Annotated in this window: 22 protein-coding genes; 13 read left to right on the plus strand and 9 right to left on the minus strand. The window is 72.6% G+C overall.

What is annotated here, in order from left to right; translation table 11 throughout:
• Window positions 1–78: 78 nt before the first annotated feature.
• Genes AB0959_RS13955 through AB0959_RS13965 form a run of 3 tightly spaced genes read left to right on the plus strand, consistent with a single transcriptional unit; the run spans window position 79 to window position 3,278 of the window.
• Complete coding sequence (locus AB0959_RS13955; protein ID WP_366826616.1) at window positions 79–1,275, plus strand: CHAT domain-containing protein; 1,197 nt, start codon at window positions 79–81, stop codon at window positions 1,273–1,275.
• A gap of 2 nt (window positions 1,276–1,277) precedes the next feature.
• A complete protein-coding gene (locus AB0959_RS13960; RefSeq protein ID WP_366826617.1) occupies window positions 1,278–1,814 on the plus strand; it encodes a hypothetical protein in 537 nt (178 codons plus the stop codon).
• Window positions 1,815–3,278, plus strand: a complete 1,464-nt coding sequence (locus tag AB0959_RS13965; RefSeq protein ID WP_366826618.1) for a hypothetical protein — start codon at window positions 1,815–1,817, stop codon at window positions 3,276–3,278.
• On the opposite strand, the gene AB0959_RS13970 is transcribed toward AB0959_RS13965, so the two are convergent.
• The 4 genes from AB0959_RS13970 to AB0959_RS13985 all read right to left on the minus strand — a co-directional run bounded on the left by AB0959_RS13970 (window position 3,254) and on the right by AB0959_RS13985 (window position 8,905).
• Entirely contained in the window at window positions 3,254–5,476 is a 2,223-nt protein-coding gene (locus AB0959_RS13970) for a hypothetical protein (RefSeq protein ID WP_366826619.1), read from the minus strand. The two genes, AB0959_RS13965 and AB0959_RS13970, sit on opposite strands and share 25 nt — an antisense overlap.
• Before the next feature lie 128 nt (window positions 5,477–5,604).
• A complete protein-coding gene (locus tag AB0959_RS13975; RefSeq protein ID WP_366826620.1) occupies window positions 5,605–6,672 on the minus strand; it encodes a prenyltransferase in 1,068 nt (355 codons plus the stop codon).
• Window positions 6,669–7,439, minus strand: coding sequence for a class I SAM-dependent methyltransferase (locus AB0959_RS13980; RefSeq protein WP_366826621.1), 771 nt, complete (start codon window positions 7,437–7,439; stop codon window positions 6,669–6,671). The genes AB0959_RS13975 and AB0959_RS13980 overlap by 4 nt, the downstream gene beginning before the upstream one ends.
• Window positions 7,433–8,905: a glycosyltransferase family 4 protein gene (locus AB0959_RS13985; protein WP_366826622.1), complete on the minus strand. Its 1,473-nt coding sequence runs from the start codon at window positions 8,903–8,905 to the stop codon at window positions 7,433–7,435. The genes AB0959_RS13980 and AB0959_RS13985 overlap by 7 nt, the downstream gene beginning before the upstream one ends.
• Before the next feature lie 259 nt (window positions 8,906–9,164).
• Between AB0959_RS13985 and AB0959_RS13990 the strand changes: the two genes are divergently transcribed.
• On the plus strand, window positions 9,165–9,803 hold the full coding sequence (locus AB0959_RS13990) for a TetR family transcriptional regulator (RefSeq protein WP_366826623.1): 639 nt from the start codon (window positions 9,165–9,167) through the stop codon (window positions 9,801–9,803).
• A gap of 35 nt (window positions 9,804–9,838) precedes the next feature.
• Here AB0959_RS13990 and AB0959_RS13995 read toward each other — a convergent pair whose 3' ends face one another.
• Together AB0959_RS13995 and AB0959_RS14000 are read right to left on the minus strand one after the other, a co-directional pair.
• Window positions 9,839–10,072, minus strand: a complete 234-nt coding sequence (locus AB0959_RS13995; RefSeq protein ID WP_366826624.1) for a ferredoxin — start codon at window positions 10,070–10,072, stop codon at window positions 9,839–9,841.
• Between the two features lie 2 nt (window positions 10,073–10,074).
• The gene (locus AB0959_RS14000; protein WP_366826625.1) at window positions 10,075–11,532 is read right to left on the minus strand and encodes an aldehyde dehydrogenase; all 1,458 of its coding nucleotides are present in this window, start codon (window positions 11,530–11,532) and stop codon (window positions 10,075–10,077) included.
• A gap of 188 nt (window positions 11,533–11,720) precedes the next feature.
• On the opposite strand from AB0959_RS14000, the gene AB0959_RS14005 reads away from it, so the two are divergent.
• The gene (locus AB0959_RS14005) at window positions 11,721–12,755 is read left to right on the plus strand and encodes an MBL fold metallo-hydrolase (protein WP_366826626.1); all 1,035 of its coding nucleotides are present in this window, start codon (window positions 11,721–11,723) and stop codon (window positions 12,753–12,755) included.
• A 39-nt stretch (window positions 12,756–12,794) separates the two neighbouring features.
• Complete coding sequence (locus AB0959_RS14010; protein ID WP_366826627.1) at window positions 12,795–13,241, plus strand: nuclear transport factor 2 family protein; 447 nt, start codon at window positions 12,795–12,797, stop codon at window positions 13,239–13,241.
• On the opposite strand, the gene AB0959_RS14015 is transcribed toward AB0959_RS14010, so the two are convergent.
• Window positions 13,235–13,951 carry a phosphotransferase gene (locus tag AB0959_RS14015; protein WP_366826628.1) on the minus strand — a complete coding sequence of 239 codons (717 nt, stop codon included), beginning with the start codon at window positions 13,949–13,951 and terminating at the stop codon, window positions 13,235–13,237. The two genes, AB0959_RS14010 and AB0959_RS14015, sit on opposite strands and share 7 nt — an antisense overlap.
• Window positions 13,952–14,288: 337 nt before the next feature.
• Here AB0959_RS14015 and AB0959_RS14020 point away from each other — a divergent pair, with 337 nt between their 5' ends.
• From AB0959_RS14020 to AB0959_RS14050, 7 genes are all read left to right on the plus strand, one after another.
• Complete coding sequence (locus AB0959_RS14020; protein ID WP_366826629.1) at window positions 14,289–15,545, plus strand: prenyltransferase/squalene oxidase repeat-containing protein; 1,257 nt, start codon at window positions 14,289–14,291, stop codon at window positions 15,543–15,545.
• Window positions 15,542–16,222, plus strand: a complete 681-nt coding sequence (locus tag AB0959_RS14025; protein WP_366826630.1) for an SCO2322 family protein — start codon at window positions 15,542–15,544, stop codon at window positions 16,220–16,222. Before AB0959_RS14020 ends, AB0959_RS14025 begins: the two co-directional genes overlap by 4 nt.
• Window positions 16,223–16,227: 5 nt before the next feature.
• Window positions 16,228–17,382, plus strand: a complete 1,155-nt coding sequence (locus AB0959_RS14030; RefSeq protein ID WP_366826667.1) for a CbiQ family ECF transporter T component — start codon at window positions 16,228–16,230, stop codon at window positions 17,380–17,382.
• Entirely contained in the window at window positions 17,379–19,151 is a 1,773-nt protein-coding gene (locus AB0959_RS14035) for an ATP-binding cassette domain-containing protein (protein WP_366826631.1), read from the plus strand. The genes AB0959_RS14030 and AB0959_RS14035 overlap by 4 nt, the downstream gene beginning before the upstream one ends.
• The gene (locus AB0959_RS14040; RefSeq protein ID WP_366826632.1) at window positions 19,148–19,990 is read left to right on the plus strand and encodes an ECF transporter S component; all 843 of its coding nucleotides are present in this window, start codon (window positions 19,148–19,150) and stop codon (window positions 19,988–19,990) included. The genes AB0959_RS14035 and AB0959_RS14040 overlap by 4 nt, the downstream gene beginning before the upstream one ends.
• Before the next feature lie 316 nt (window positions 19,991–20,306).
• Window positions 20,307–20,762: a transglycosylase SLT domain-containing protein gene (locus tag AB0959_RS14045; protein ID WP_366826668.1), complete on the plus strand. Its 456-nt coding sequence runs from the start codon at window positions 20,307–20,309 to the stop codon at window positions 20,760–20,762.
• Between the two features lie 89 nt (window positions 20,763–20,851).
• Entirely contained in the window at window positions 20,852–21,478 is a 627-nt protein-coding gene (locus AB0959_RS14050; RefSeq protein ID WP_366826633.1) for a hypothetical protein, read from the plus strand.
• Window positions 21,479–21,634: 156 nt separating this feature from the next.
• On the opposite strand, the gene AB0959_RS14055 is transcribed toward AB0959_RS14050, so the two are convergent.
• Window positions 21,635–22,084: a peptidoglycan-binding domain-containing protein gene (locus AB0959_RS14055; protein ID WP_366826634.1), complete on the minus strand. Its 450-nt coding sequence runs from the start codon at window positions 22,082–22,084 to the stop codon at window positions 21,635–21,637.
• 19 nt (window positions 22,085–22,103) lie between these two features.
• Complete coding sequence (locus tag AB0959_RS14060; RefSeq protein ID WP_366826635.1) at window positions 22,104–22,607, minus strand: hypothetical protein; 504 nt, start codon at window positions 22,605–22,607, stop codon at window positions 22,104–22,106.
• Between the last annotated feature and the right edge of the window lie 86 nt (window positions 22,608–22,693).

The raw sequence follows: 22,693 nt of genomic DNA on the forward strand, positions 1-22,693 counted from the left end.
TCTCGTGGCCAAGTGGTGTGCACCACGGCGGTGTGCGTGAGGACCTCCGGTCGGCGTGTCGTTCTCGTGGAGTACAGCGTGAGCGAGCACGACACCTACGTGTTCGTGGTGACGCCCGAAGGCCACGCTCCGGAGGTCACCAAGTCCCGGGTCACGAAGGCGGTGTTGGAGCGCCTTGCCCAACAGGTCGGCGGGGCGGACACGGCGGAGGTGCTGCGGGATCCGGCACTGGCCACCCTGGTGAGGCCGGCGCTGACCGCCGCGCTTCCGGGTGACCTGCTGTACTTCGTACCCCACAACGTCCTGCACAGGATTCCGCTCCATGCCGTGCAGGTGGACGGCGCACCGGTGATCGACCGGCACCCGGTGGTGACCGTACCCAGCGCCTCGGCGCTGCGCTACTGCCGGGCCAAGCGCAAGGGGCGCCGGCGTTCGGCGCTGATTGTGGCCGATCCGGCCGGGGCGCCCGCGCCCCTCGTTTTCGCGCGTGAGCAGGCACTGGCGATCGCGGAGGAGTTCGATCACTGCCGGCTCGTCTCGGGGCCGGACGCCTCCCGGGAGTCGCTCATCCGGACCCTGAGGGGACAGCAGGACTGGCCGGACATCCTGCACTTCACCGCGCACGGGGTCTACGACCCGCAAGCCCCCATGCAGTCGGGCATCGAGTTGTCGGACGGCCGACTGACCGCGGCCGACATCCTCGGGCTGTCGCTCGACGTCGACCTGGTGACCCTTGGGGCGTGCGAGAGCGGCGTCGGGGCGAGCACCGCGGGCGACGACATGATCGGTCTGGCCTGGTCGCTGTTCTACGCGGGCACCCCGACCGCACTGGTGAGCCTGTGGCGCGTGGACGAACTGTCCACCAGCATGCTGCTCACCCGCTTCTACACCGAGTTGCAGGCGGGGCTGTCGAAGGCGGACGCCCTGCGGGTGGCCCAGATGTGGCTGCGCGGTCTCAGCTCCGCGGACGTGCTCGTCCACGCCGACACGGCCTGCCGACGCCTGGGCGACGAACCGGGCTTCGCGCGCATCGTCAGGGAACACGAGGCGTGGCTGCGCCTCACGTCCGACGACTTCGCGGGCGCCCTCGCCCTCTACCGCGGCCTGGCGGCGGATCCGGCGCTGCCGCACACGGAGCGCGAGCGCCTGGAACTGCTCCAGACGCAGACGGCGTTGCTGTCGCGGAGAGGGACCGGCTCACCTACCGCGGACCGGCATCCGTTCGCCGATCCCCGCTACTGGGCCCCGTTCCTCCTCACCGGCGATTGGGTATGACCGTGGCGGTTCGACGAAACGTGGCCGACGCGATGGCCACCGACTTCCTCTCCGGCACCGAGGCGCCCCTTCTGCGGCTGAGTCTGGCGCGCCGCATGGACGAGTGCGCCGTACTGACCGGCCGGGACGGCGAGCCCGCGGGCCTGGTCGGCCCCACGGGCGCCTGGCCCGCGGTGGTGGTGCCGGACGACCTGGCCGTCGAGGCGCTGCTCACCGACGCGCCCGTTCTGCGCGCCCTGCTGGACGGAGTCCCCGCTGTCGTCGTGACCAGGGGAGGACGGCCCGTCGGAGTCATCGCGGCGGGGACGGTCACCGAGCTGCTCGCGGCAGAGCTGGCGGCGACCGGGCCGGGCAACGTCCTGGGGCTGGAGGTCACGCCCCCGGGCGTGCCCGAGGCGCCCGATCCGTCGGCACCGCTGCGCCTGCGCTGCGGTGTGAGTGTGTGCCGCGCCACCAACTCCTTCCCGCGGTGGCCTCCCGACACCGACGTCGAGTGCTCGGCGGGCGGCCACCTGTTCGTACCGTTCTGGGCCGAGTGAATGGGCGGGCTCGTCGAGACGATCACGGGCCTGCTGGACCGCAGGCAGCTCACCAGCACCTACGCCCCGGTGCTCGGCTTTCTCACCGCTGTCGGCGCGGTCATCGCCTCCGGGGCCGGCTGGTCTCCCGCCCTGCGGGCCTGGCGCGCCCTCGACCCCGCGGCCAAACTCCTCGTACCCCTGGTCGTCCTGGGCGCGGTTGTGCTGCTGGGTCGGCTGGTGGAGGCCCGGCGGCTCGGGCTGGTGCGGCTCCTGGAGGGCTACTGGGACCGGCTGCCGGGCGGCTGCAGTCTGGCCGCGCGGTGCCGCCGGCGGCACAAGGAGCTGCGCGACGCGGCCGGTGAGCAGGACCTGCGCCGGCGGGAGTACCCGTCGGCCGACCGGCATCTGATGCCCACCACCCTGGGCAATGTGCTGCGCGGGGCGGAGATGCACAGCCTCTACCGCTACGACCTCGACGGCGTGTCGGCCTGGCCCCGGCTCTACCCGACACTGCCCGACAGCTTCACACAGCTCTTTGTGGCCGCCGCCGCCGGCCTGGAGACGATGGTGACCGTCAGCGGCCTCGGCGTCGCCTTCGTCGTGGTCGGCGGCACGCTGGCTGTGTTCCTCCTGCCCTGGTACGGGGCGGCTGTCTGCGTACTCGGCGGCGGGGCCGCCGCCTGGGCGGGCTACCGGGGCGCGATCGGCGCCGCACAGGCCTACGGCCAGCTCTACCGGGCCGCGTTCGACGTCCACCGGTGGACGCTCCTGGACACGATGGGTCTGACGCGTCCCACCGGATACGCGCAGGAGCGCCGCCAGTGGCGCGCCCTGACCCGCCTGTGGGTGCTGGGCGCCATCGACACGGACTCCGTCGGCGAGCTCGGCTACACGGCTCCCGCCGCCGGGGCGCACACCCCCGCCCCGATGCCGGCGCTGCCGGTACCCGCGCCCGCGCCGAACACCGTGGTTCCCCTGCGCCTGGGCCCTCGGCTGGCCGCTCTCCTGCTGGCGCTGACGGTGGTGGCCTCGGTCCTGGCGGTACTGCGGCCGGGCGGGGAGCCCCCGTGCCGGGCACGGGCCACCCTGACCGCGTACCACCAGCTCACCGGCAACGATGTGCGTGGACCGAACTGCACGATGCTGCTGGGGCGTTATCTGCTGCGTCCCGTCCAGGCGCACAAAGCGGTGGCCTCCGATGCCCTGGGACCCCGGCTTCCCCCTGCCGCGCTGGCGGGGGGCGAGGTGGTCCTGACCGTGAAGCCCGCCTCGGCCCCTCCCCCGGCCGTCCGGCGCGGCGCCACGGTCTCGGCGCTGGTCGTACCCTCACGCGGGGCCACCCGCGTCGTCGAGGGGCTGACCGTCCTGGACGTGCTCGACCGCGGCCGCGGCGTCGTACTGGCCGGCACGCTCGCCACACTGCGTGACGTCATGTCGGCCCGGCCCAAGGGCGAGGTTCACCTGCTGCTCGCGCCCGGCTGATCCATGCCGCTCGCCTCGCGCAGCAGAGCCCGGATCTCCGGGAAGCCGATCGGGGTGCCGCGCCGCAACTGGAGGTACTCGGCGCCCGCGTCCCCGGTGGCTTCGATCTCGTCCTGAACCGCGCGGAGCCGGTACTCGGCCCGCCGCACCCCGGCCAGCGCGTCGGCGTCCTCCGCGGCGGTACCGCCGATCGACACCAACGCCGCGCGCCGGGACCGCAGTTCGTCCAGTGCCTTCCGTTCGCGGCGGGCCAGCGGCTCCAGCTCACCCGACACGGGAATGGTCAGGGTCTCGCCCAGCACGTCCAGCAGGGCGCGGGAACGCGAGCGCTCCACCACCTCCAGCGCCCTGGCCTCCGCGTCCGGCGGCGGCCAGTCCACGTCCTGCCACCCTTCCAGCAGGAGCGCGACGATGGCGGCGTACCGCTGCTGCTGGGTGAAGGTCGCTGCGCTCTTCCGCTGCGGCTCGAGCGTCTGCTGGCGGGCCAGCTCGGCCACCTCCGCGGCGTCCGTCATCTCCTGGTACAGCGCGGACCACCGCTGTCCCTCCAGCTCCAGGTCCATGACGAAGTCACTCGCGGTCGTGTACGCCATGAAGTCGCCGTAGCGCAGCGCTTCCGCCTGGGCCCGCACGGCCAGGTACCGGGCGTGCTCCTCCCGTCCCGCGGCGGCGGAGTTCTTGGCTCCCTCCAGCAGATCGTCGGTCCGGCGCACGGCCCGGGCCATGCCCCCGTAGCCCTCACCCGTGCCCTGCTTCAGGATCACGCCGTGGGTCGCCATTTCGTCGAGCATGCGCAGCGACTCGGTCAGGACGTTCTGCGTGCTCCTCGTCATCAGTTGAGGGATACCGTCGGGTGCCTCCGCGCACAACACCCGGACGTCCCCGGTGTAGTCCTCACGCACCACCTGCTTCGCCTGCCTGCGCAGGTTCACGCGCCCGTCCGGCCCGTGATCACGAACGGCGCGCATGATCTCCGCTATCGTCCCGGCCAGCCTGCGGACGATACGGACCAGACGTTCGTCGTCCCTGACGGCCTCCAGCCCTTCCAGGGCGTCGGCCGGGACGAAGAAGGCCGCCCCCAGTTCGACGTGACCCCATATCCGGCAGAGCGCCGCCGAGTTCGTCATCTCCGCTTCGGCGTAGTGGTCCGCGGCGGCGAAGTAGTGCGATGCCGCGTCCTCCCGTTCGTGGAGGCGCTGGGCGAGGGTCGCGCTCACCTGGTGGACCATCGCACGCGCGAACAGAACGTCCCGGTCGGCCGAGGGCTGCCCGCCCCCGTCGGGAGTGCGCATCTCGTCGAGGGTGTCCAGCGCCATCCGTGCGAGGTGGAGCAGGCGCTCTGACTGGTCCAGCGTCAGGGGGTGGCGGACCCGAATGGGCATCCTGCCGTTCAGATCGCTGAACATGACGGCCGACTGCGCGACGGTGGTGAGCCCCAGGATCAGCGAGGTGTCGATCCCGCCGGTCCGGCCCACGGCACGCTGCCGCACCCAGTGCCTCACCTCCGCCTCCGCGATGACGCCAGGTGTCCTGCGCAGGGCATGGGCGTCGGCGAGAGCACCGTATATATCGTGCTCGGCGGCGGTCCTGCACGCCCACATGATCAGTGCGATCACCGCGATCCCGCAGGCCGCCAGGCTCAGGGACCGGTCCGGGTGCCGGAATCCTGCGATCAGCAAGGCCGGGATGCCGTCCGCGCACAGAATCCTGGCCGGAAACAGGAGCAGGCCGGACAGGCACGCGGCCAGCGCCTTGCCCCCTCCGCTCTGAGTCCACATGAGCGGCCGCAGGTTGCTCATGCCGACGACGACGGTGAACAGGAGGGGAAGCCCCAGGGCGACGGGGCCGGGCAGCCCGCTCCACAGGCCCGCCAGCCACTCGCCGACGGGACTGACCGTCACAAGGACGGCGACCAGGACGTAGATGTCGATCCGGCGCCGCATGCGTTGCCGGGCGGGCAGCGTGCGCCGAAGGATCAGTCGGTGCTGCCCGTACAGGTGCAACGAGACGGTGGCCGCGCATGCCAGCCGCGGCCACCAGACACCGTCCTGCCCGTCCGGCAGCGGGACGACCAGTGCGAACCAGGTCGGCATCAGGACGGTCATCAGGAAACCGATCCGGCTGAGGCGTTCCGTCGACCGCAGCGCCGCATACAGGGATTCGGGATCGTTCGCCGGCTTTCCGGCTGGCCTGCTCATTTCCCCATCATGGGAATCGGCCGTGGCCCCCGAACAGGGCGCGCTGCGGCAGTGTGCCGCGCATCCGGGAGCGCGCCCGGCTCAATGTGGAACACCCGTGCCGGGGGAGGCGGAAGAGCAGCGGCGTTCTAACAGCACTCCGCGTCGAGCCCGCAAGGCAGGCGCTCCCCACCGAACACCGCACACGTCGGCTCGTCACCCCCCAGCGCCGCCACAGCCAGCAGCAGCGACCCCGCGGTCCACGTGGTCAGTTCCTCCGGCCAGATCGCGCCGTCCTGGAAGACGTACCCCGTCCAGTACAGGCCGGTCCGCTGATCGCGCAGGTGCTGGATCGACTGGAGGATCTCCAGGGCGCGGTCGGACTCGCCCATCGCCCAGAGGGCCAGGGCGAGTTCGGCCGACTCGCCGCCGGTCACCCACGGGTTGGGGACCACGCAGCGGACCCCGAGACCCGGGACCACGAAACGGTCCCAGCCCTCCCCTATGCGGGACTTGGCCTCAGGGCCCGTCAACGCCCCGCCCAGCACCGGGTAGTACCAGTCCATCGAGTAGCGGTCCTTGTTCAGGAACCGCTCGGGGTGGCGCCGTATCGCGTGCCGCAGTGCGCCCGCCGCCAACTCCCAGTCCGGCTGCGGCTCTTCGCGCTGTTCGGCGATGGCCAGGGCGCAGCGCAGGGCGTGGTGGATGGAGGAGGAGCCGGTGAGGAGCGCGTCGGCGGTGCGCGTGCCGTCGTCGTCCTGCCGCCAGCCGATCTGTCCGCCGGCCTGCTGAAGGCCCAGCACGAACTCCACGGCCGCGTACACCGTAGGCCACATGCGGTCCAGGAACGCGTCGTCGCCCGTGGAGAGGTAGTGGTGCCAGACGCCCACGGCCACGTACGCGACGAAGTTCGTCTCCCGGCTGCGGTCCGTGACGTCGTCCGGGTCGCCGTCGGCGTACGCCGCGTACCAGGAACCGTCGTCGTTCTGGTGCCGGCGCAGCCAGTCGTACGCCCGCTCGGCGGCGTCGTGCTCGCCCGCGGCGTCCAGGGCCATGGCGGCCTCGGTGTGGTCCCACGGGTCGAGGTGGTGTCCGCGGAACCACGGGATGGCGCCGTCGTCCCGTTGCACGGCGAGGATGCCGCGGACGGTCTCGGCGGCCTCCTGCGCGGTGAGGACCCCGGGCAGGACGAGGTGTTCTGTCCGGGGGGTGGTCACCGGGCGTCCGCCTCGGTCTTCCCGGAGAGCTCGGTCTCCCCGGAGAGGCCGGGCAGGTGCGGCTTGGTCGCGTACGCCACGAAGCTCTTGCCGATCAGCGGGTTCAGCGCCTGTTCGGCGACCCGGGTGGCCAGCGGTTTCTTCATGATGTCCCAGACGAGCAGCTTGTGGTATGCCCGCACCGGCAGCGCCTTGTCGTTGTCGACGCCGAACGCGCACTTCAGCCACCAGTAGGGCGAGTGCAGGGCGTGGGCGTGGTGGGTGCCGTAGGGCTTCAGGCCGGCCTCGCGCATCTTCGCCAGCAGAGCGTCCGCCTTGTAGATGCGGATGTGGCCGCCCTCGACCTCGTGGTACGCGTCGGAGAGCGTCCAGCAGACCTTCTCGGGTCCGTAGCGCGGGACGGTGACGGCTATGCGGCCGCCCGGCTTCAGGACGCGGACCATCTCCGCGAGGACGCCCTTGTCGTCGGGGATGTGCTCCATGACCTCGGAGATGATCACGACGTCGAAGGACTCGTCGGGGAAGGGGAGCGCGAGGGCGTCGCCCTCCATGGCTGTCGCGGTGGCGCCCTCCGGGGCCTCGCCCGCCTCCTTCATCGCCGCGAACCACTTCGCGACCTCGCGGATCTCCTCGCCGTTCTGGTCGAGCGCCACCACCTGGGCGCCCCGCCGGTAGCACTCGAAGGCGTGCCGTCCCGCTCCGCAGCCGAGGTCCAGGACACGGTCCCCCGGGGCGAGCGGGAACCGGGAGAAGTCGACGGTCAGCACGTGGCCCTGCTTTCGGGATTGGATTCAACTACTTCAACTGCTGCGGATGCTGCGGCTGTTGACGCGGTCCCGGCCGCCCCGGCGGCCTTGTGGGCCCCCGTGGCTCCGCCGGCCGGTGCTCCCGCCGCGGACACGTCCCGGTCCGCCGCCCGGGCGATGGCCTCCCGGTAGTGGGCCACCGTGCCCTCCGCCGCCCTGGCCCAGGTGAAGCGGGACAGCACGCGCTCCCGGCCGGCCGCGCCGAGGCGTGCGCGCAGTTCCGGGTCGCCCAGCACCCTGCTCAGCCCGGCGGCCAGCGCCCCCGCGTCGCCGGGCGGCACCGCGAGGCACGTCTCGCCGTCGGGACCGGCGACCTCCGGGATCGCCCCGCCGGTGGTGGCGACCAGCGGCGTGCCCGTGGCCATCGCCTCGGCGGCCGGCAGCGAGAACCCCTCGTACAGCGACGGCACGCACGCCACCTCGGCCGACCGCACGAGGTCGACCAGTTCGGCGTCGGAGATGCCCTTCACGAACTCGACGGCGCCTTCGAGGCCGTACCGCTCGATGGCCTGCGCGACGGGCCCGTCCTCGGCGCGCTTGCCGACGACGACGAGGTGCGCGCGGGGGTGTTCGGTCCGCACTTTCGCCAGCGCCTCGACGAGGAAGACCAGACCCTTGAGGGGGACGTCCGCGCTGGAGGTGGTGACGATCCGGCCGGGCACCTGCGGTATCGACGGGTCGGGTGAGAAGAGGTCCGTGTCGGCGCCGATGTGGACGACGTGGATACGGGACGCGTCGACACGCAGATGGTCGACGATCTCCTGGCGGGACGTGCCCGAGACGGTGAGCACGGAGGGCAGGCGGCGCGAGACCCGCTTCTGCATGCGGGTGAAGCCGTACCAGCGCCGCACCGAGGCGCGGCGCTTGAAGCCCTCGGCCGCGTCCAGCTCCAACTGCCGGTCCACGGTGATGGGGTGGTGGATGGTGGTGACGAGCGGGGCGCCGACGTCACCCAACAGTCCGTACCCGAGTGTCTGGTTGTCGTGCACGACGTCGAACTCGCCGCGCCGGGCGCGCAGATGGCGGCGGGCGCGCAGGGAGAAGGTCAGCGGCTCGGGGAAACCGCCGGTCCACATCGTGGCGACCTCGAGGGCGTCGATCCAGTCGCGGTACTCGTCCCGCTTGGGGGTGCGAAAGGGGTCGGGGTGGCGGTACAGGTCGAGGCTGGGCAGCTCGGTGAGGGAGAGCGCGCCGGGGCCGTCGGCCGGGGTCTCGTCGAGCACGTCGAGCACGGGGTACGGCTGGGCCCCGATGACCTCGACGCGGTGGCCGAGCCGGGCGAGCTCGCGCGAGAGGTGCCGTACGTAGACGCCCTGTCCCCCGCAGAACGGGTTCCCTTTATAGGTGAGGAGCGCGATGCTGAGCGGTCGCATGCCGTCGGCAGCGGGGCCCTCGTGGGGACCCGCCTCCCTGGCCTCAGCGGTCACTCTGGGCCCCCTTCTCCCCGCACTTTCCCGCGAGGGTACGCCGGGACGGTAATCTAGAACAAGTTTCAGAGTTGATCGTTCAAGAGGCTTCGAATCTACCGGCAGGTAGCCCCGTCGTGGGCCGTGGATCAGGTGATTCACACCACGACGGGGTGGCGGGAATCACGCACTCCACCGATTCGCGCGGCACCCGGATGCCCTGCCATGCTGACTCGTCGTTCCCTCTCGCGAACCGCCGAACTGTCACGGAACGGGACCCATGCCTTCGGAAGCCAAGGTGGAAGCCAGTATCGCGCGATCAGCGGCGCAGCCCGACACCCCCGCCCTCACCGAGCGGCAGGAGGCGCGCCGGCGCCGCATCCTGCACGCGAGCGCGCAGTTGGCGAGCCGGGGCGGGTTCGACGCGGTGCAGATGCGCGAGGTCGCGGAGTCCTCCCAGGTGGCGCTCGGCACGCTGTACCGCTACTTCCCCTCCAAGGTCCATCTGCTGGTCGCCACGATGCAGAGCCAGCTGGAGCACATGCACGGCACGCTGCGGAAGAAGCCGCCGTCGGGCGAGACGGCGGCGGAGCGGGTGGCGGAGACCCTGATGCGCGCCTTCCGCGCCCTGCAGCGCGAGCCGCACCTGGCCGACGCCATGGTCCGCGCCCTGACGTTCGCGGACCGCAGCGTCAGCCCGGAGGTCGACCAGGTCTCCCGCCAGACCACGGCGATCATCCTCGACGCGATGGGCCTGGAGAACCCCACGCCCGACCAGCTCTCCGCCGTCCGCGTCATCGAACACACCTGGCACTCGGCCCTCATCACCTGGCTCTCGGGGCGCGCGTCCATCGCCCAGGTGAAGATCGACATCGAGACGGTGTGCCGGTTGATCGACCTGACGTCACCCCGCGACTGACGGACGTCTCACTCCTCTCACCGCTCTCACACCTCTTACTCCTCGGGCGGAAACACCGCCTCCCCGCTCCCCAGCAACGTGATCATGATGGCCTCCACCGGGCAGCTCTCCGCCGCCTCCAGGACCCTCTCGTTGGCGTCGGTGTCGGGGGCGGCGGGGTGGGACTGGCGGCCCGTGTCGAGGTGAAAGCCGTTCGGGGCGTGGTGCACGCACTGGGCCGAGCCGATGCACAGGGAGCGGTCGACCTCGACGTGCCAGCGGTCGCCCATCCTCACCCCTCCCAGCCGGCGGGCAGGTGGATCATCTTGTGCTCGAAGTACTCGCCGTACCCCTCGGGCCCGAACTCCCTCCCGAGCCCCGAGTTCTTGTAGCCGCCGAACGGGCCGAGCATGTCGAGGCTGAAGGTGTTGACCGAGTACGTGCCGGTGCGGACCTGACGAGCGACCTCGATGCCGCGTTCGGTGTCCGCGGTCCACACGCTGCCGGACAGGCCGTACTCGGAGTCGTTCGCGATCTTCACGGCCTCGGCCTCGTCGCCGTACGGGATGAGGCAGATGACCGGGCCGAAGATCTCCTCGCGGGCGATGCGCATGGAGTTGTCGACGTCGCCGAAGAGGGTCGGCTCGACGTACCAGCCCTGGTCGAAACCGGCCGGACGCCCGCCACCGGTGAGGAGTTTGGCGCCCTCCTCCTGGCCGACGCGGATGTAGTCGAGGGAGCGTTGCTGCTGGCGGCGTGCGACCAGCGGTCCGAGTTCCGTCGTGGGGTCGAGCGGGTCGCCGATCTTGAGCGCGCTCGCGACGGCGGCGAAGGCCTCGGCGAACTCGTCGTAGCGGGTGCGCGGGACGAGGATGCGGGTCTGGGCCACGCACGCCTGGCCGTTGATCATCCAGGCGAAGGGGGCGATACCGGCGACGGCGGTCTGCGCGTCGGCGTCCGGCAGGATCACCGCCGCCGACTTGCCGCCCAGTTCGAGGGTGACGCGGGTCAGGTTGCGCGCGCAGACCTCCATGACCCGCTTTCCGGCGGCGACCGACCCCGTGAAGGACACCTTGTCCACGCCCTCGTGCCCCACCAGGTACTCGCTGACCTCCCGGTCGGCGGGCAGGATCGACAGCACGCCCTCGGGCAGTCCGGCCTCGGCTGCGATCTCCGCCAGCAGGTAGGCGTCCAGCGGGGTCTCGGGCGACACCTTCAGTACGGCGGTGCAGCCCGCGAGCAGGGCGGGCGCGAGCTTGGCGGCGGCGGTGAACTGCGGCACGTTCCACGGCACGACGGCCGCGACCACCCCGACGGGCTCCCGCCGCACCAGCAGCTTGCCGAGCACACCGTCGCGCTTCTCCTCGTAGGTGAAGCCGCGCGCGGTCGTGATGGCCGTGTCCCACACCATCATCGAGGCGAGCGCCTGCACCATGATCGACGAGGTGTACGGGGTGCCGTTCTCGGAGGAGATCACCCGCGCGATCTCCTCGTGGCGGACCGCTATCGCGTCCTTGATCCTGGTCACCACCTCGATGCGCTCGTCGAGCGTGGTGCGCGGCCACGGGCCCTCGTCGAACGCCCGGCGCGCGGCGGCCACCGCCCGGTCCACGTCCGCCCGCGAGGCGTGCGGCACTCGTCCGATGACCTCCTCGGTGTGCGGCGAGACCACCTCGATGACGTCCTCGCCGAGGGGGTCGGTCAACTCCCCGCCGATGAACAGCTGTCCGTGTTCCACGAGCTCGGCCATGGTCGACTGCCTCCCCGGGTACGTACGCTCCGCGTCCCTGTTCTCTGACGATCCATCAGATAGGGGAACTGATACCAGTTCCAGTGGGAGGAGTCCACGGATGGGACAAGCACGCGGATGGTCGACTCGGGCTCTCATCGAAACATGTTCTAGTTATAGTTGCTCGGGACACGGCGATTGGGGAGCCCATGGCGGCCAGCACGCAAGTGACCGATCACGGCGGGGGCGTGTGGGGCATCCAGGTGCCCATCCCGGACAACCCCCTCGGACACACGCTCGTGTACGTCGTCGACACCGACCGCGGCCCGGTCCTGATCGACGCCGGCTGGGACGACCCGTCCTCCTGGGACACGCTCACCGAGGGCCTGAGCGCCTGCGGTACGTCCGTCGGCGATCTGTTCGGCGTGGTCGTCACCCACCACCACCCCGACCACCACGGCCTGTCGGGGCGGGTGCGCGAGGCCTCCGGCGCCTGGGTGGCGATGCACGAGGCCGACCTCGCGATCGTCCGCAGGACCCGCGAGACCCGGCCGGGCCGCTGGTTCACGTACATGACGGCCAAGCTCACGGCGGCGGGCGCCCCCGAGGAGCACGTGGCGCCCCTGCGCACGGCCCAGCCGCGCACCCTGCCCGGCCTCTCCCCCGCCCTCCCCGACCGCGAGATCGTCCCCGGCGAGTTCCTCGACCTCCCCGGCCGCCGCCTGCGCGCCATCTGGACCCCGGGCCACACCCCCGGCCACGTCTGCCTCCACCTGGAGGAGTCACACCCGGCCCAACTGCCCGGCCACGGCCGCCTGTTCTCCGGCGACCACCTGCTCCCGGAGATCTCCCCGCACATCGGCCTGTACGAGGACCCCGACGACGTCACCGTCACCGATCCCCTCGGCGACTACCTCGACTCCCTCGAACGGATCGGCCGCCTCGCCCCCGCCGAGATCCTCCCGGCCCACCAGTACGCCTTCACCGACGCCGCGTCCCGCGTGGGCGAGTTGCTCTCCCACCACGAGACCCGCCTCACCGACCTCGAGACCCTCCTGGCCCGGCCCCTCACTCCGTGGCAGCTCGCCGAACGCATGGAGTGGAACCGGCCGTGGGCCGACATCCCCTACGGATCCAGGAACATCGCGATCGCCGAGGCCGAGTCCCACCTGCGCCGCCTGGTCAAACTGGGCCGCGCCGAGGCGGTACCGGGGAGCGATCCGGTGACGTACGTCGCCGTGTAAACCGGTCGTGACCAGGGGCCGTTACTGGTACCAAGGGTCATGGACCCCCTGGAGCAACTCCTCGCCGAACGCGCCTGCGAGCGCCTCGTCCTCGACTTCGTCCACCGTCTGGATCTCGGTGAACCGGGCTCCGTCGCCGAGTTGTTCACCGAGGACGGCTGGTGGGAGTGGCCACCTCCGGGGGACGGGCGGCGGTCCGAGGGACGGGCGGCACTGCGGCGGTACTTCGGCTCCCGGCCGGCGGACAAGCTCTCGCGGCGGACCATGTCCAACATCCGGGTCACCGTGAGCTCGGCGGACACGGCCGAGGCCACGTCGTACTTCACGACATACCGAGTCGAAGGCTGGACGGGCGGCATGGTGCCGGCGGGCCCACCCGTCCAGGTCGGCGACTACGAGGACACCTTCCGCCGTGAAGACGGACAGTGGCTGCTCACCTCCCGCACCCTGCACCTCCCCTTCGGCGGCCCCACGCCCCGTCAGTGAGCCAGCGCGCGGATCAACTCCTCGGCGTCGCCCAGGAGTCGGACCTCCCGCTCGCTCATCGTCACGTTGGCGGCACGACGTCTCCTCGCCTCCGTCAGGCCCTGCTCCGTGAGCGCGGACTCCTCGCCCTGATCGGCGAGGAGCGCGGCGAGGATCTCCTGTGCCGCCTCGGCGAGCGGTTCACCGGCGACGGCGACCTGGTCGAGGATCACCGCCGACATGCCCCAGTCGAGACCGGGCGGGCCCTCCTCGGCGTTGGCCCAGTCGATGACCCTCGGGCCGCCGGGCGTGACGATCACGTTCTCCGGGTGGAGGTCCAGGTGCAGGACGCGGGTGACGGGGCCGGTGAGGCCGGTGGGGCCGGTGGAGGTGCGCGGCGGCAGCGCGTGCAGGTCCCGCAGCAGCCGGGCCAGCGTCCGGCCGCCCTCGGCGGGGGTGAGCAGACCCACGCCGAACGCCTCCAGCATGGTCGGACCGGACAGCCGCTCCACCACCATGTCGATACCGTCCGCGGCCCGTACGGCCGGCACCGGGTAGCCATACCCGCGCACGTGCTCCATCACCGCCGCCTCGGCCACGGCGTCCCCGTAGCCGTCCCCGTAGCCGTCCCCGTAGCCGTCCCGGTACCGCCGCAGCACCCACCGCTCGTCGCCCACGAGTTCGTACACGTCGGCCGTACGGCCCGAGCCGAGCAGTCTCCCCGTCCGCATGGGGCGAACCTAGCTCGGCCCGGGCCACCCGGCAGCCGCCCCACAGGCGTGTCGTTACGGGCCGGTAGAGTTGTCAGGTCGTCATCACGCCCGTACGGGGGGAAGCCGGTGCAAATCCGGCGCTGACCCTTCCCCAGTTCTCGGCTTCGCTCGAACCGGGGAGACCCCTATCGTGAACCGGCCCGGCCGAGGGTCGGTGAGCCGGATCGCCCCGTGCGGACGTGACCGGCTCGCGTCACCGGCAACCGGTCGGTGACGGCACCGTCGAGGCATACGGAGCCGAGCCGCCCGGCTGTGCCGTGCTGTCCGGCTCCCCGCAGGGGGAGATCCGCCGATCATGAACGTTCGCCGCAGCGCCGCGCTGCTGGCCGCCACAGCCGTGGCCGTCCTCGGCACCGGCTCCGCACCCGTCGCCCTCGCCGACGACGCCTCGCCCGCGCCCGCCCCGTCCCAGGGGGTCCCCAGCGGTCTGTACGGCTCAGCCGACCCCACGTACGACGGTGTCTGGCGCCAGTCCCTCACCCTGCTCGCCCAGGACACGGTGGGCGTGAAGCCCGCGGCGAAGGCGGTGGACTGGCTGGTGGGGCAGCAGTGCGACAGCGGGGCGTTCGCGGCCTACCGTGCCGACGCCCCCGCGAAGTGCGCTGCCAAGACAGCGGTCGACACCAACAGCACCGCGGTGGCCGTCCAGGCCCTCGCCGCGCTCGGCGGGCACGACAGCGAGGTCGGCCGGGCCGTGCGCTGGCTGAAGGGCGTACAGAACAAGGACGGGGGGTGGGGGTACCAGCCCGGCGGCGCCAGCGACGCGAACTCCACCTCCGTCGTGATCGGCGCCTTCGTGGCCGCCGGTGAGAAGCCCGAGGACCAGAGGAAGGGCGAGCACTCCCCGTACGAGGCCCTGCGCGGCCTGTCCGTGCCGTGCGACGAGGACGGCGGCGGCGCCTTCGCCTTCCAGCCCGACAAGAAGGGCGGGCTCGCCGCGAACGCCGACGCCACGGCTGCCGGAGTGCTCGGCGCGCTCGGCCAGGGTTTCGTGGCGAGGGCCGGTGCGGCGGACGGCCGTGCGGCCACCGAGTGCGCCGGCGGTGACGACTTCTCACCCGAGGACGCGGCCCGCAATGGCGCCCTTTACCTGAGCAAGGCCCTCGCCGAGGACGGTTACCTGAAGTCCTCCCTCGCGGGCGCCGAGGACCAGCCCGACCACGGCACCACGGCCGACGCGGTCGTCGCACTCGCCGCCGCCGGCCGGAAGGACAGCACCGCGAAGCCCCTGGCCTGGCTGGAGAAGAACTCCGGCACCTGGGCGGCCAAGGCGGGCCCGGCCGCGTACGCCCAGCTCATCCTCGCCGCCCACGCCACCGGCACCGACCCGCGCGACTTCGGCGGCGCCGACCTCGTCGAGCGGCTGAACGCGACCGGTCCGGCCGCCGACGTGATCGACCACGCCACCGCGGTCGCGAGGGACGACGCGGACGAGAAGGGACAGGACGACGACTCGGTGTTCGGTGTGTGGTGGGTCGTCGGGACCTGCCTGGTCGCCGGCATCGGTGTCGGGTTCCTGCTCAGCGGCCGTAGGAAGAGGCAGCAGCCGTGACCCGCCGTCGTGTGTCCGCCGCGACGCTCGTGGCCCTGGCACTCGTCCTCCTGGTTCTCTCAGGCGCCGGCCCGGCGCAGGCCGCCTCCTACCGTTACTGGTCGTTCTGGGAGCGGGACGGCGGCGGCCCGGCCTGGACGTACGCCACGCAGGGCCCCTCGACCACCCGCCCCTCCGACGGTGAGGTGCAGGGCTTCCGCTTCGCGGTCAGCGAGGACTCGAAGGACTCGGCCCGGCCGCGCCGTGCCCCGGACTTCGCCTCCCTCTGCGCCCGGACGCCCGCGCGCGAGGGCCACAAGCGCGTGGGCCTCGTCATCGACTTCGGTACGGCGGCGGACGCGCCCTCCGGTGAGACGCCCCCGGCGCCACGCACGGCCTGCGCCCGCGTACCCGAGGACGCCACGGCCGCCGACGCCCTGGCCGCGGTGGCGAAACCGCTGCGCTACGACACGAACGCCCTGCTGTGCGGCATCGCGGGCTACCCGGAGAAGGGCTGCGGCGAGCCGGTGTCGGACACCGGGGCGGGCGCGCCGCCGGGGGACGCGGGCACGGAGGCTCCCAAGGTCCCGGGGGCCCCTGGTGAAGAGGGCCCGTCGCTCGGCCTGTTCGCGGGTGTCGGTGTCGTGGCGCTCCTGGGCGCGGCGGCGGTGTGGCAGGCGCGCCGCCGCAGGGGCTGAGCGTGATGCGGACGTCCCGGCGGGCCACCCCGCACCCCGGCGCCTGGTGGGTCTGGGCCCTGGGCCTGGCCACCGCCGCCTCCCGCACCACCAATCCCCTCCTACTCACCCTCCTCGTCGCGGTGGCGGGTTACGTGGTGGCCACCCATCGCACGGACGCCCCCTGGTCCCGCTCGTACAGCGCCTTCGTCAAGCTCGCCCTGGCCGTCCTCCTCTTCCGTCTCGCCTTCGCCACCGTCCTCGGTTCGCCGGTCCCCGGCAGCCACACGGTCCTCACGCTCCCCGAACTCCCGCTGCCCCACTGGGCACAGGGCGTCCGCGTCGGCGGCCGGGTCACCGCCGAAGGTCTGGTCTTCGCGCTGTACGACGGCCTGAAGCTGGCCGCGCTGCTCGTCTGCGTGGGCGCGGCGAACGCCCTGGCGAACCCGGCGCGGCTGCTGAAGTCGTTGCCGGCCGCGCTGTACGAGGTGGGTGTGGCCGTGGTCGTGGCGATGACGTTCGCACCGCATCTCGTCGCGGACGTGCGGCGGCTGCGGGCGGCCCGGCGGCTGCGGGGGCGCCCGGACCGGGGGCTGCGCGGGCTGGCGCAGGTCGTGCTGCCGGTGCTGGAGGGCGCGTTGGAGCGTTCGGTGGCTCTCTCGGCGGCGATGGACGCGCGCGGGTACGGCCGTACCGCCGAGGTGGTGCCGGCCGTGCGCCGCACCACGGCCGCGCTCACGCTGGGCGGTCTGCTCGGCGTCTGCGCGGGAACGTACGGCGTGCTCACCGCCGAGGGCGGGAGCTACGGTCTGCCCGTCCTGCTGGCGGGGCTCGCCGTGGCGCTGGCCGGGCTGTGGCTGGGCGGCCGCCGCTCGCCGCGCACCCGCTACCGGCCCGACGCGTGGGGTGCGCGGGCGTGGCTGGTGTCCGCCTCCGGGGTCGCGGTGGCGGCGCTGCTGGTCACCGCCTCCGTGTACGAACCGTCCGCGCTGCACCCCGGTGTCGTCCCCCTGACGGCGCCGTCGCTCCCGCTGTGGCCCGCGGGGGCGGTCCTGCTCGGCCTGCTGCCCGCGTTCACGGTGCCGGCCCCGCTGAAGGGCCCGCTCCAGGGCCCCTTGAAGCCGCCCCCGCCCCCGACTCCGACCCCGACCCCGACGCCGACGCCCGAGGAACCCGCATGATCCGCTTCGAGGATGTCTCCGTGACGTACGAGGGAGCGGCCGAACCCGCCGTCAGGGGCGTGGACTTCGAGGTTCCCGAGGGCGAACTCGTCCTGATGGCCGGTCCGTCGGGGGTCGGAAAGTCGACCGTGCTGGGCGCGGTGAGCGGTCTCGTGCCGCACTTCACGGGCGGTACGCTGCGGGGCCGCGTCAGCGTTGCGGGCCGCGACACCCGTACCCACAAGCCGCGCGAACTCGCCGACGTGGTGGGCACGGTGGGCCAGGACCCCCTCTCCCACTTCGTGACCGACACGGTCGAGGACGAACTCGCCTACGGCATGGAGTCGCTGGGCCTCGCCCCGGACGTGATGCGCAGGCGGGTGGAGGAGACCCTGGACCTCCTCGGTCTGGCCGGTCTGCGCGACCGCCCCCTCGCCTCCCTCTCCGGCGGCCAGCAGCAGCGCGTCGCGATCGGCTCGGTCCTCACCCCGCACCCCCGGGTCCTGGTCCTCGACGAGCCGACCTCGGCGCTGGACCCGGCCGCCGCCGAGGAGGTACTGGCCGTCCTCCAGCGGCTCGTCCACGACCTGGGGACGACCGTGCTGATGGCCGAGCACCGTCTGGAGCGTGTCATCCAGTACGCGGACATGGTGGCCCTGCTGCCCGCTCGGGGCGCCCCGCCGGTGCTGGGCACGCCGGCCGAGGTGATGGCCGTGTCCGAGGTGTACCCGCCGGTGGTGGGGCTGGGGCGGCTGGCGGGGTGGGCGCCGCTGCCGCTGACCGTACGGGACGCGCGGCGGCGGGCGGGCGCGCTGCGGGAGCGGCTCGGTGGTGCGGCGGCGTCGGGCGTCGAGAGCGCGGGGGCGGCCAACGCGGGGGCGGCCGGCACGGTGCCGGACCCCGTCACGGCTCCGGCTGCCTCCAAGCTGTCCCGCCGCCCCCGCCTCTTCCGCGGGCGCGCACGGACCCCGGATGCGGCCCCGGCTCCCGCCCGCACGGCGGAGGTCGGTGCCCTGACCGTCCACCGGGGCCGCGTCCAGGCCCTCTACCGCGTCGATCTCACCGTCTCCCCCGGCGAGACGATCGCTCTGATGGGCCGTAACGGAGCCGGAAAGTCCACGCTGCTCGGCGCGCTGGTGGGCCTGGTGGAGCCGTCCGCCGGAACCGTGCGCGTGGGTGGTGCGGTCCCTAGTCGCACACTCCCGCGCGACCTCGTCCGCCGCGTCGGCCTCGTACCGCAGGAACCCCGGGACCTGCTGTACGCCGACACGGTGGCCGCCGAGTGCGCGGCGGCCGACCGGGACGCGGGCGCCGCCGCGGGCACGTGCCGGACGCTGGTGGCCGAGCTGCTTCCGGGCATCGGCGACGACACGCACCCGCGGGACCTGTCGGAGGGCGGGCGTCTCACCCTCGCCCTGGCGGTGGTCCTGACGGCCCGTCCGCCCCTGCTCCTGCTCGACGAGCCGACCCGTGGCCTGGACTACGCGGCGAAGGCCCGCCTGGTCGGTGTGCTGCGCGCCCTGGCGGCCGAGGGGCACTCCATCGTGCTGGCCACGCACGACGTGGAGCTGGCCGCCGAGCTCGCCCACCGGGTGGTGCTGCTGGCCGAGGGCGAGGTGATCGCCGACGGCCCCGCGGCGGACGTGGTGGTCGCCTCGCCGTCCTTCGCGCCGCAGGTCGCCAAGGTCCTGGCGCCGCAGAAGTGGCTGACGGTCGCCCAGGTACGGAGCGCTCTGCGCGACCCGTACGCGCAGCCGGCCGATCACGCCGCGGCGGAGGACCCGGCATGAGTGCCCGCCCGGTCCGCCCGGTCCGCCCGGTCCGCCTGGGCCCCCGCTCCCTGGCCGCCCTGGCCCTGGTCAGCGCGGTGGGTGTCGTGGGCTTCGGCTGGCCCTTCCTCGCGCCGCCCGACTCGGGGCTGAACGCCCACGCGCAGGACGCCCCCTGGCTCTTCGCGGGCCTGCTGGTCCTGCTGGTGGCCGTCGTCGCCGCGACGATCTCGGAGTCGGGGCTGGGCCCGAAGGCGGTGGCCATGCTCGGGGTGCTGGCCGCGGCGGGGGCGGCGCTGCGGCCGCTCGGGGCCGGGACCGCCGGGATCGAGCCGATGTTCTTCCTGATGGTGCTCAGCGGCCGTGTCCTCGGCCCGGGTTTCGGCTTCGTCCTCGGGTCGGTGACGATGTTCGCGTCCGCGCTGCTCACGGGCGGGGTGGGCCCCTGGATGCCGTTCCAGATGCTGGCCATGGGCTGGTTCACGATGGGCGCGGGGCTGCTGCCGGGGCCGGGGCGCCTCCGCGGCCGGTCCGAGCTCGTCCTCCTCTCCGCGTACGGCTTCCTGGCGGCCTTCGCCTACGGCACCGTGATGAACCTCGCGGGCTGGCCCTTCCTCCACCAACTGGCGTCCTCCGTCGCCTTTGCCCCGGACGCGGGCCTCGGCACCAACCTGGCCCGTTTCCTCGCCTACTGCCTGGCCACGTCCCTCGGTTGGGACCTGGGCCGGGCCGCCGTCACCGTCGTCCTCACCCTCACGCTCGGCGCACCCGTCCTCAAGGCCCTGCGGCGTGCCACGCGACGGGCGGCGTTCGAGGCTCCGGTCGCATTCGAGCCGAATGGCCGCGGTCCCGAAGCATGAACCGCCCCAGGGGATCGGGGGCCCGGAGGAAGCGGGAGCGGGAATCACCAACTCTCGGCACCTACCCGCGACACCCGCTCTGACCTGCGCGTCGGAAGCCGGATGACATGCCGCCAGTTACTGACCACGCGTCTGTAACTAGCCCATAGGCGTAGATCACGGATGTCCGGCGGGCCCGCTTCTCTGGATGACGTCGCACGGCGCCGAACACGTCCACCTCGGGCACGGCGCCGGCGCATGCCGCGCCACTCCGGTGCACCCGGCCCGTGGCGCAGGCATGCCGGCGACAGTCCTGTCCCCGACGAAAGGCATGCTGATGTCCGCCAACACCGTCCTGTGCACCGTCGCCACCCCGAAGAAGACCCCCACCACGAAGAAGACCCTCGCCTCGAAGAAGACCCTCGCGGGTGCCGCCGTGGCAGCCGCCGCCCTCGGCACCCTGCTCGCGCCCACACCCGCGCAGGCCGCCCGGGAGGCCTCTCCCGACCGGGCCCGGTCGATCGCGAAGGAGATGATCGACGACTCGGCCCAGTACCGGTGCTTCGCCAGGATCGTCGACCACGAGAGCGACTGGCGTGTGACCGCGAGCAACCCCTACAGCGGCGCCTACGGCCTCATGCAGGCCCTGCCCGGCTCGAAGATGGCCTCCGCCGGCCCGGACTGGAGAACCAACGCGGCCACCCAGATCAAATGGGGCCTGAGATACATGAACAACCGCTACAGCAGCCCCTGCGGCGCGTGGAACTTCTGGCAGGCCAACGGCTGGTACTGAGGCCGCACCGAGGCCACCCCGGGGCCACCCCGGGGCCACCCCGGGGCCACCCCGCTCGATTGTCCGAGCCGGCTGGCAGGGTGGTCGGCATGGAGCAGCAGGAACAGCGCACGGCAGTCCGTCTCACCGTCGTCGACCCGGACCTCGACGCCCAGTGCGACCGGGTCGAGGAACGCCTGCTGGCGCCCTTGGCCGCGTCGCCCCGGGAAACCGGGGACGACGCCCTGTGCGCGGACGGACTGGCGGCCTTCCGGCGGATCCGTACGGCACTGACCGACGCCGTGGCGCGAGGACCACGGGTGTGGACACCGAACGGCCGCTGGGAACACGAGGGTCTGCGCATCGCCGAGATATCCACGAGGGACACGGACGTCCTGTACGCGCTGCTGCGTGAGCTGTCCGCGGCCCTGGTGGCCGATCCGGGCCTGCCCGGTGCCGGTCCCTCAGGTGCCGTCACGGCGTTGCGCGGCATGTTCCCCTCGACCGGGCCGGGTGAGGACACCGCGGTCGGCCTGGTCGGTGCGCTGGCGCGCGTGCTCTCGCTGGTGGACCTCGCCCCCGACGCCGACACCACCGCTCTGTTCGCGGTTCTGGAGGCGGCCGAGGGCGAGGACGTGCGGCTGACCTACGCACAGGAGGACGCGTGGCAGCGGCTCGCCCACCGGGTCACCATGCTCCTGACGGAGTCGGCTCCGCTGCACCGTTTCCTGTACTGATCCCGACCTGTCCTCTACGGGCACGGTACGGATCCCGACCTGCTGCCCACCCGCGCCCTCGCCGCAGTACGAACGGCGAGGGCGCGGGTGGAGCGGCGGATGTGGCTCACCGGGCGGTCACCCGGTTCAAAGCCACCCGGTTCAAAGCCACCCGGTTCAGGGCCAGATGCCCTCCGCGAACGCCTTGAACGCGGCCTGGGTGCCCGATCCGGCGATTCCGTCGACCGGACCGGCGTAGCCCCAGTGCTCCAGCAGGCGTTGCAGCGCCTTGATCGTGCCGCTCCCGACGATTCCGTCGATCTCGCCGGTGTAGCCCCAGTACGCCTGGAGGTTGCGCTGGAACGCCTTCCAGCTGTTGGTGCCCAGCAGCCCGTCGATCGCGCCGGTGTACCCCCAGTACCGGGCCAGCCAGCGCTGGACGTCCTGGGCCTGCGCCGTGCTGAGGCCCAGGTTGACCACCGCGAGCGGAACGGCGGCCTCGGAACTGACCACCGGCTTCGAGGCCGGCGAGGACGCCGCGGAGGCGGCTCCCGCCCCCGCCAGGCTCCCGGCGGCGATCCCGACGACGGCGGTGACACTGACGAGTGTCCTTGCGATGATGCGCATGCGTACCCCTCTACGACGGTCAGCAGGTCCGCAGACCGGGAATGGGCTGGTAGTTGCCGCCGCCGGAGACCTTGGTCGCGGGGAACCAGCCCCAGCCGGCGTCGGCGTAGCCGTCGTCGCCCTGGGTGTAGAGCCACCAGTTGTTGCGGGCAGAGCCGACGGGCGGGTTCTCCCAGGCGGTGATCTGCCGCTGGCACACGAACCAGTTGTCGCCCGCGTTCAGGTAGCCGCTGTAGTTGGTCACGGAGGGCTGATCGGCACGGACGACGTAGCCCGCCTGGTAGTTGTGGCAGTACGTCGTCGAGTACGTGATGCCGAGGTGGTTCGTCACGGTCGGACCGGCGCCCGCACAACCCGCGGCCGCGGATGTGACGGACCGTGCTGTGGCCTGGGTCGCCTTCGGTGCCTGGAACGGGGCATCCGAAGCCGCCGCCGGGCCCGTCGACAGGGCCACCACGGCCGCCGCGGCCCCCAGCGCTGCGAACGTCGCCCGCAGCGTTCTGCTCCTGGACTGCTGTTGCATGTCTTTCCCCCTGGTTCTCACTGATGCTGATCCGTGGATGTGAAGGGACGAGTCCACGGTGACGGCGTCTCATCGCCACGAGTGCG

This window comes from Streptomyces sp. NPDC046862 (genome assembly GCF_040704615.1).
Classification (GTDB): Bacteria; Actinomycetota; Actinomycetes; order Streptomycetales; family Streptomycetaceae; genus Streptomyces.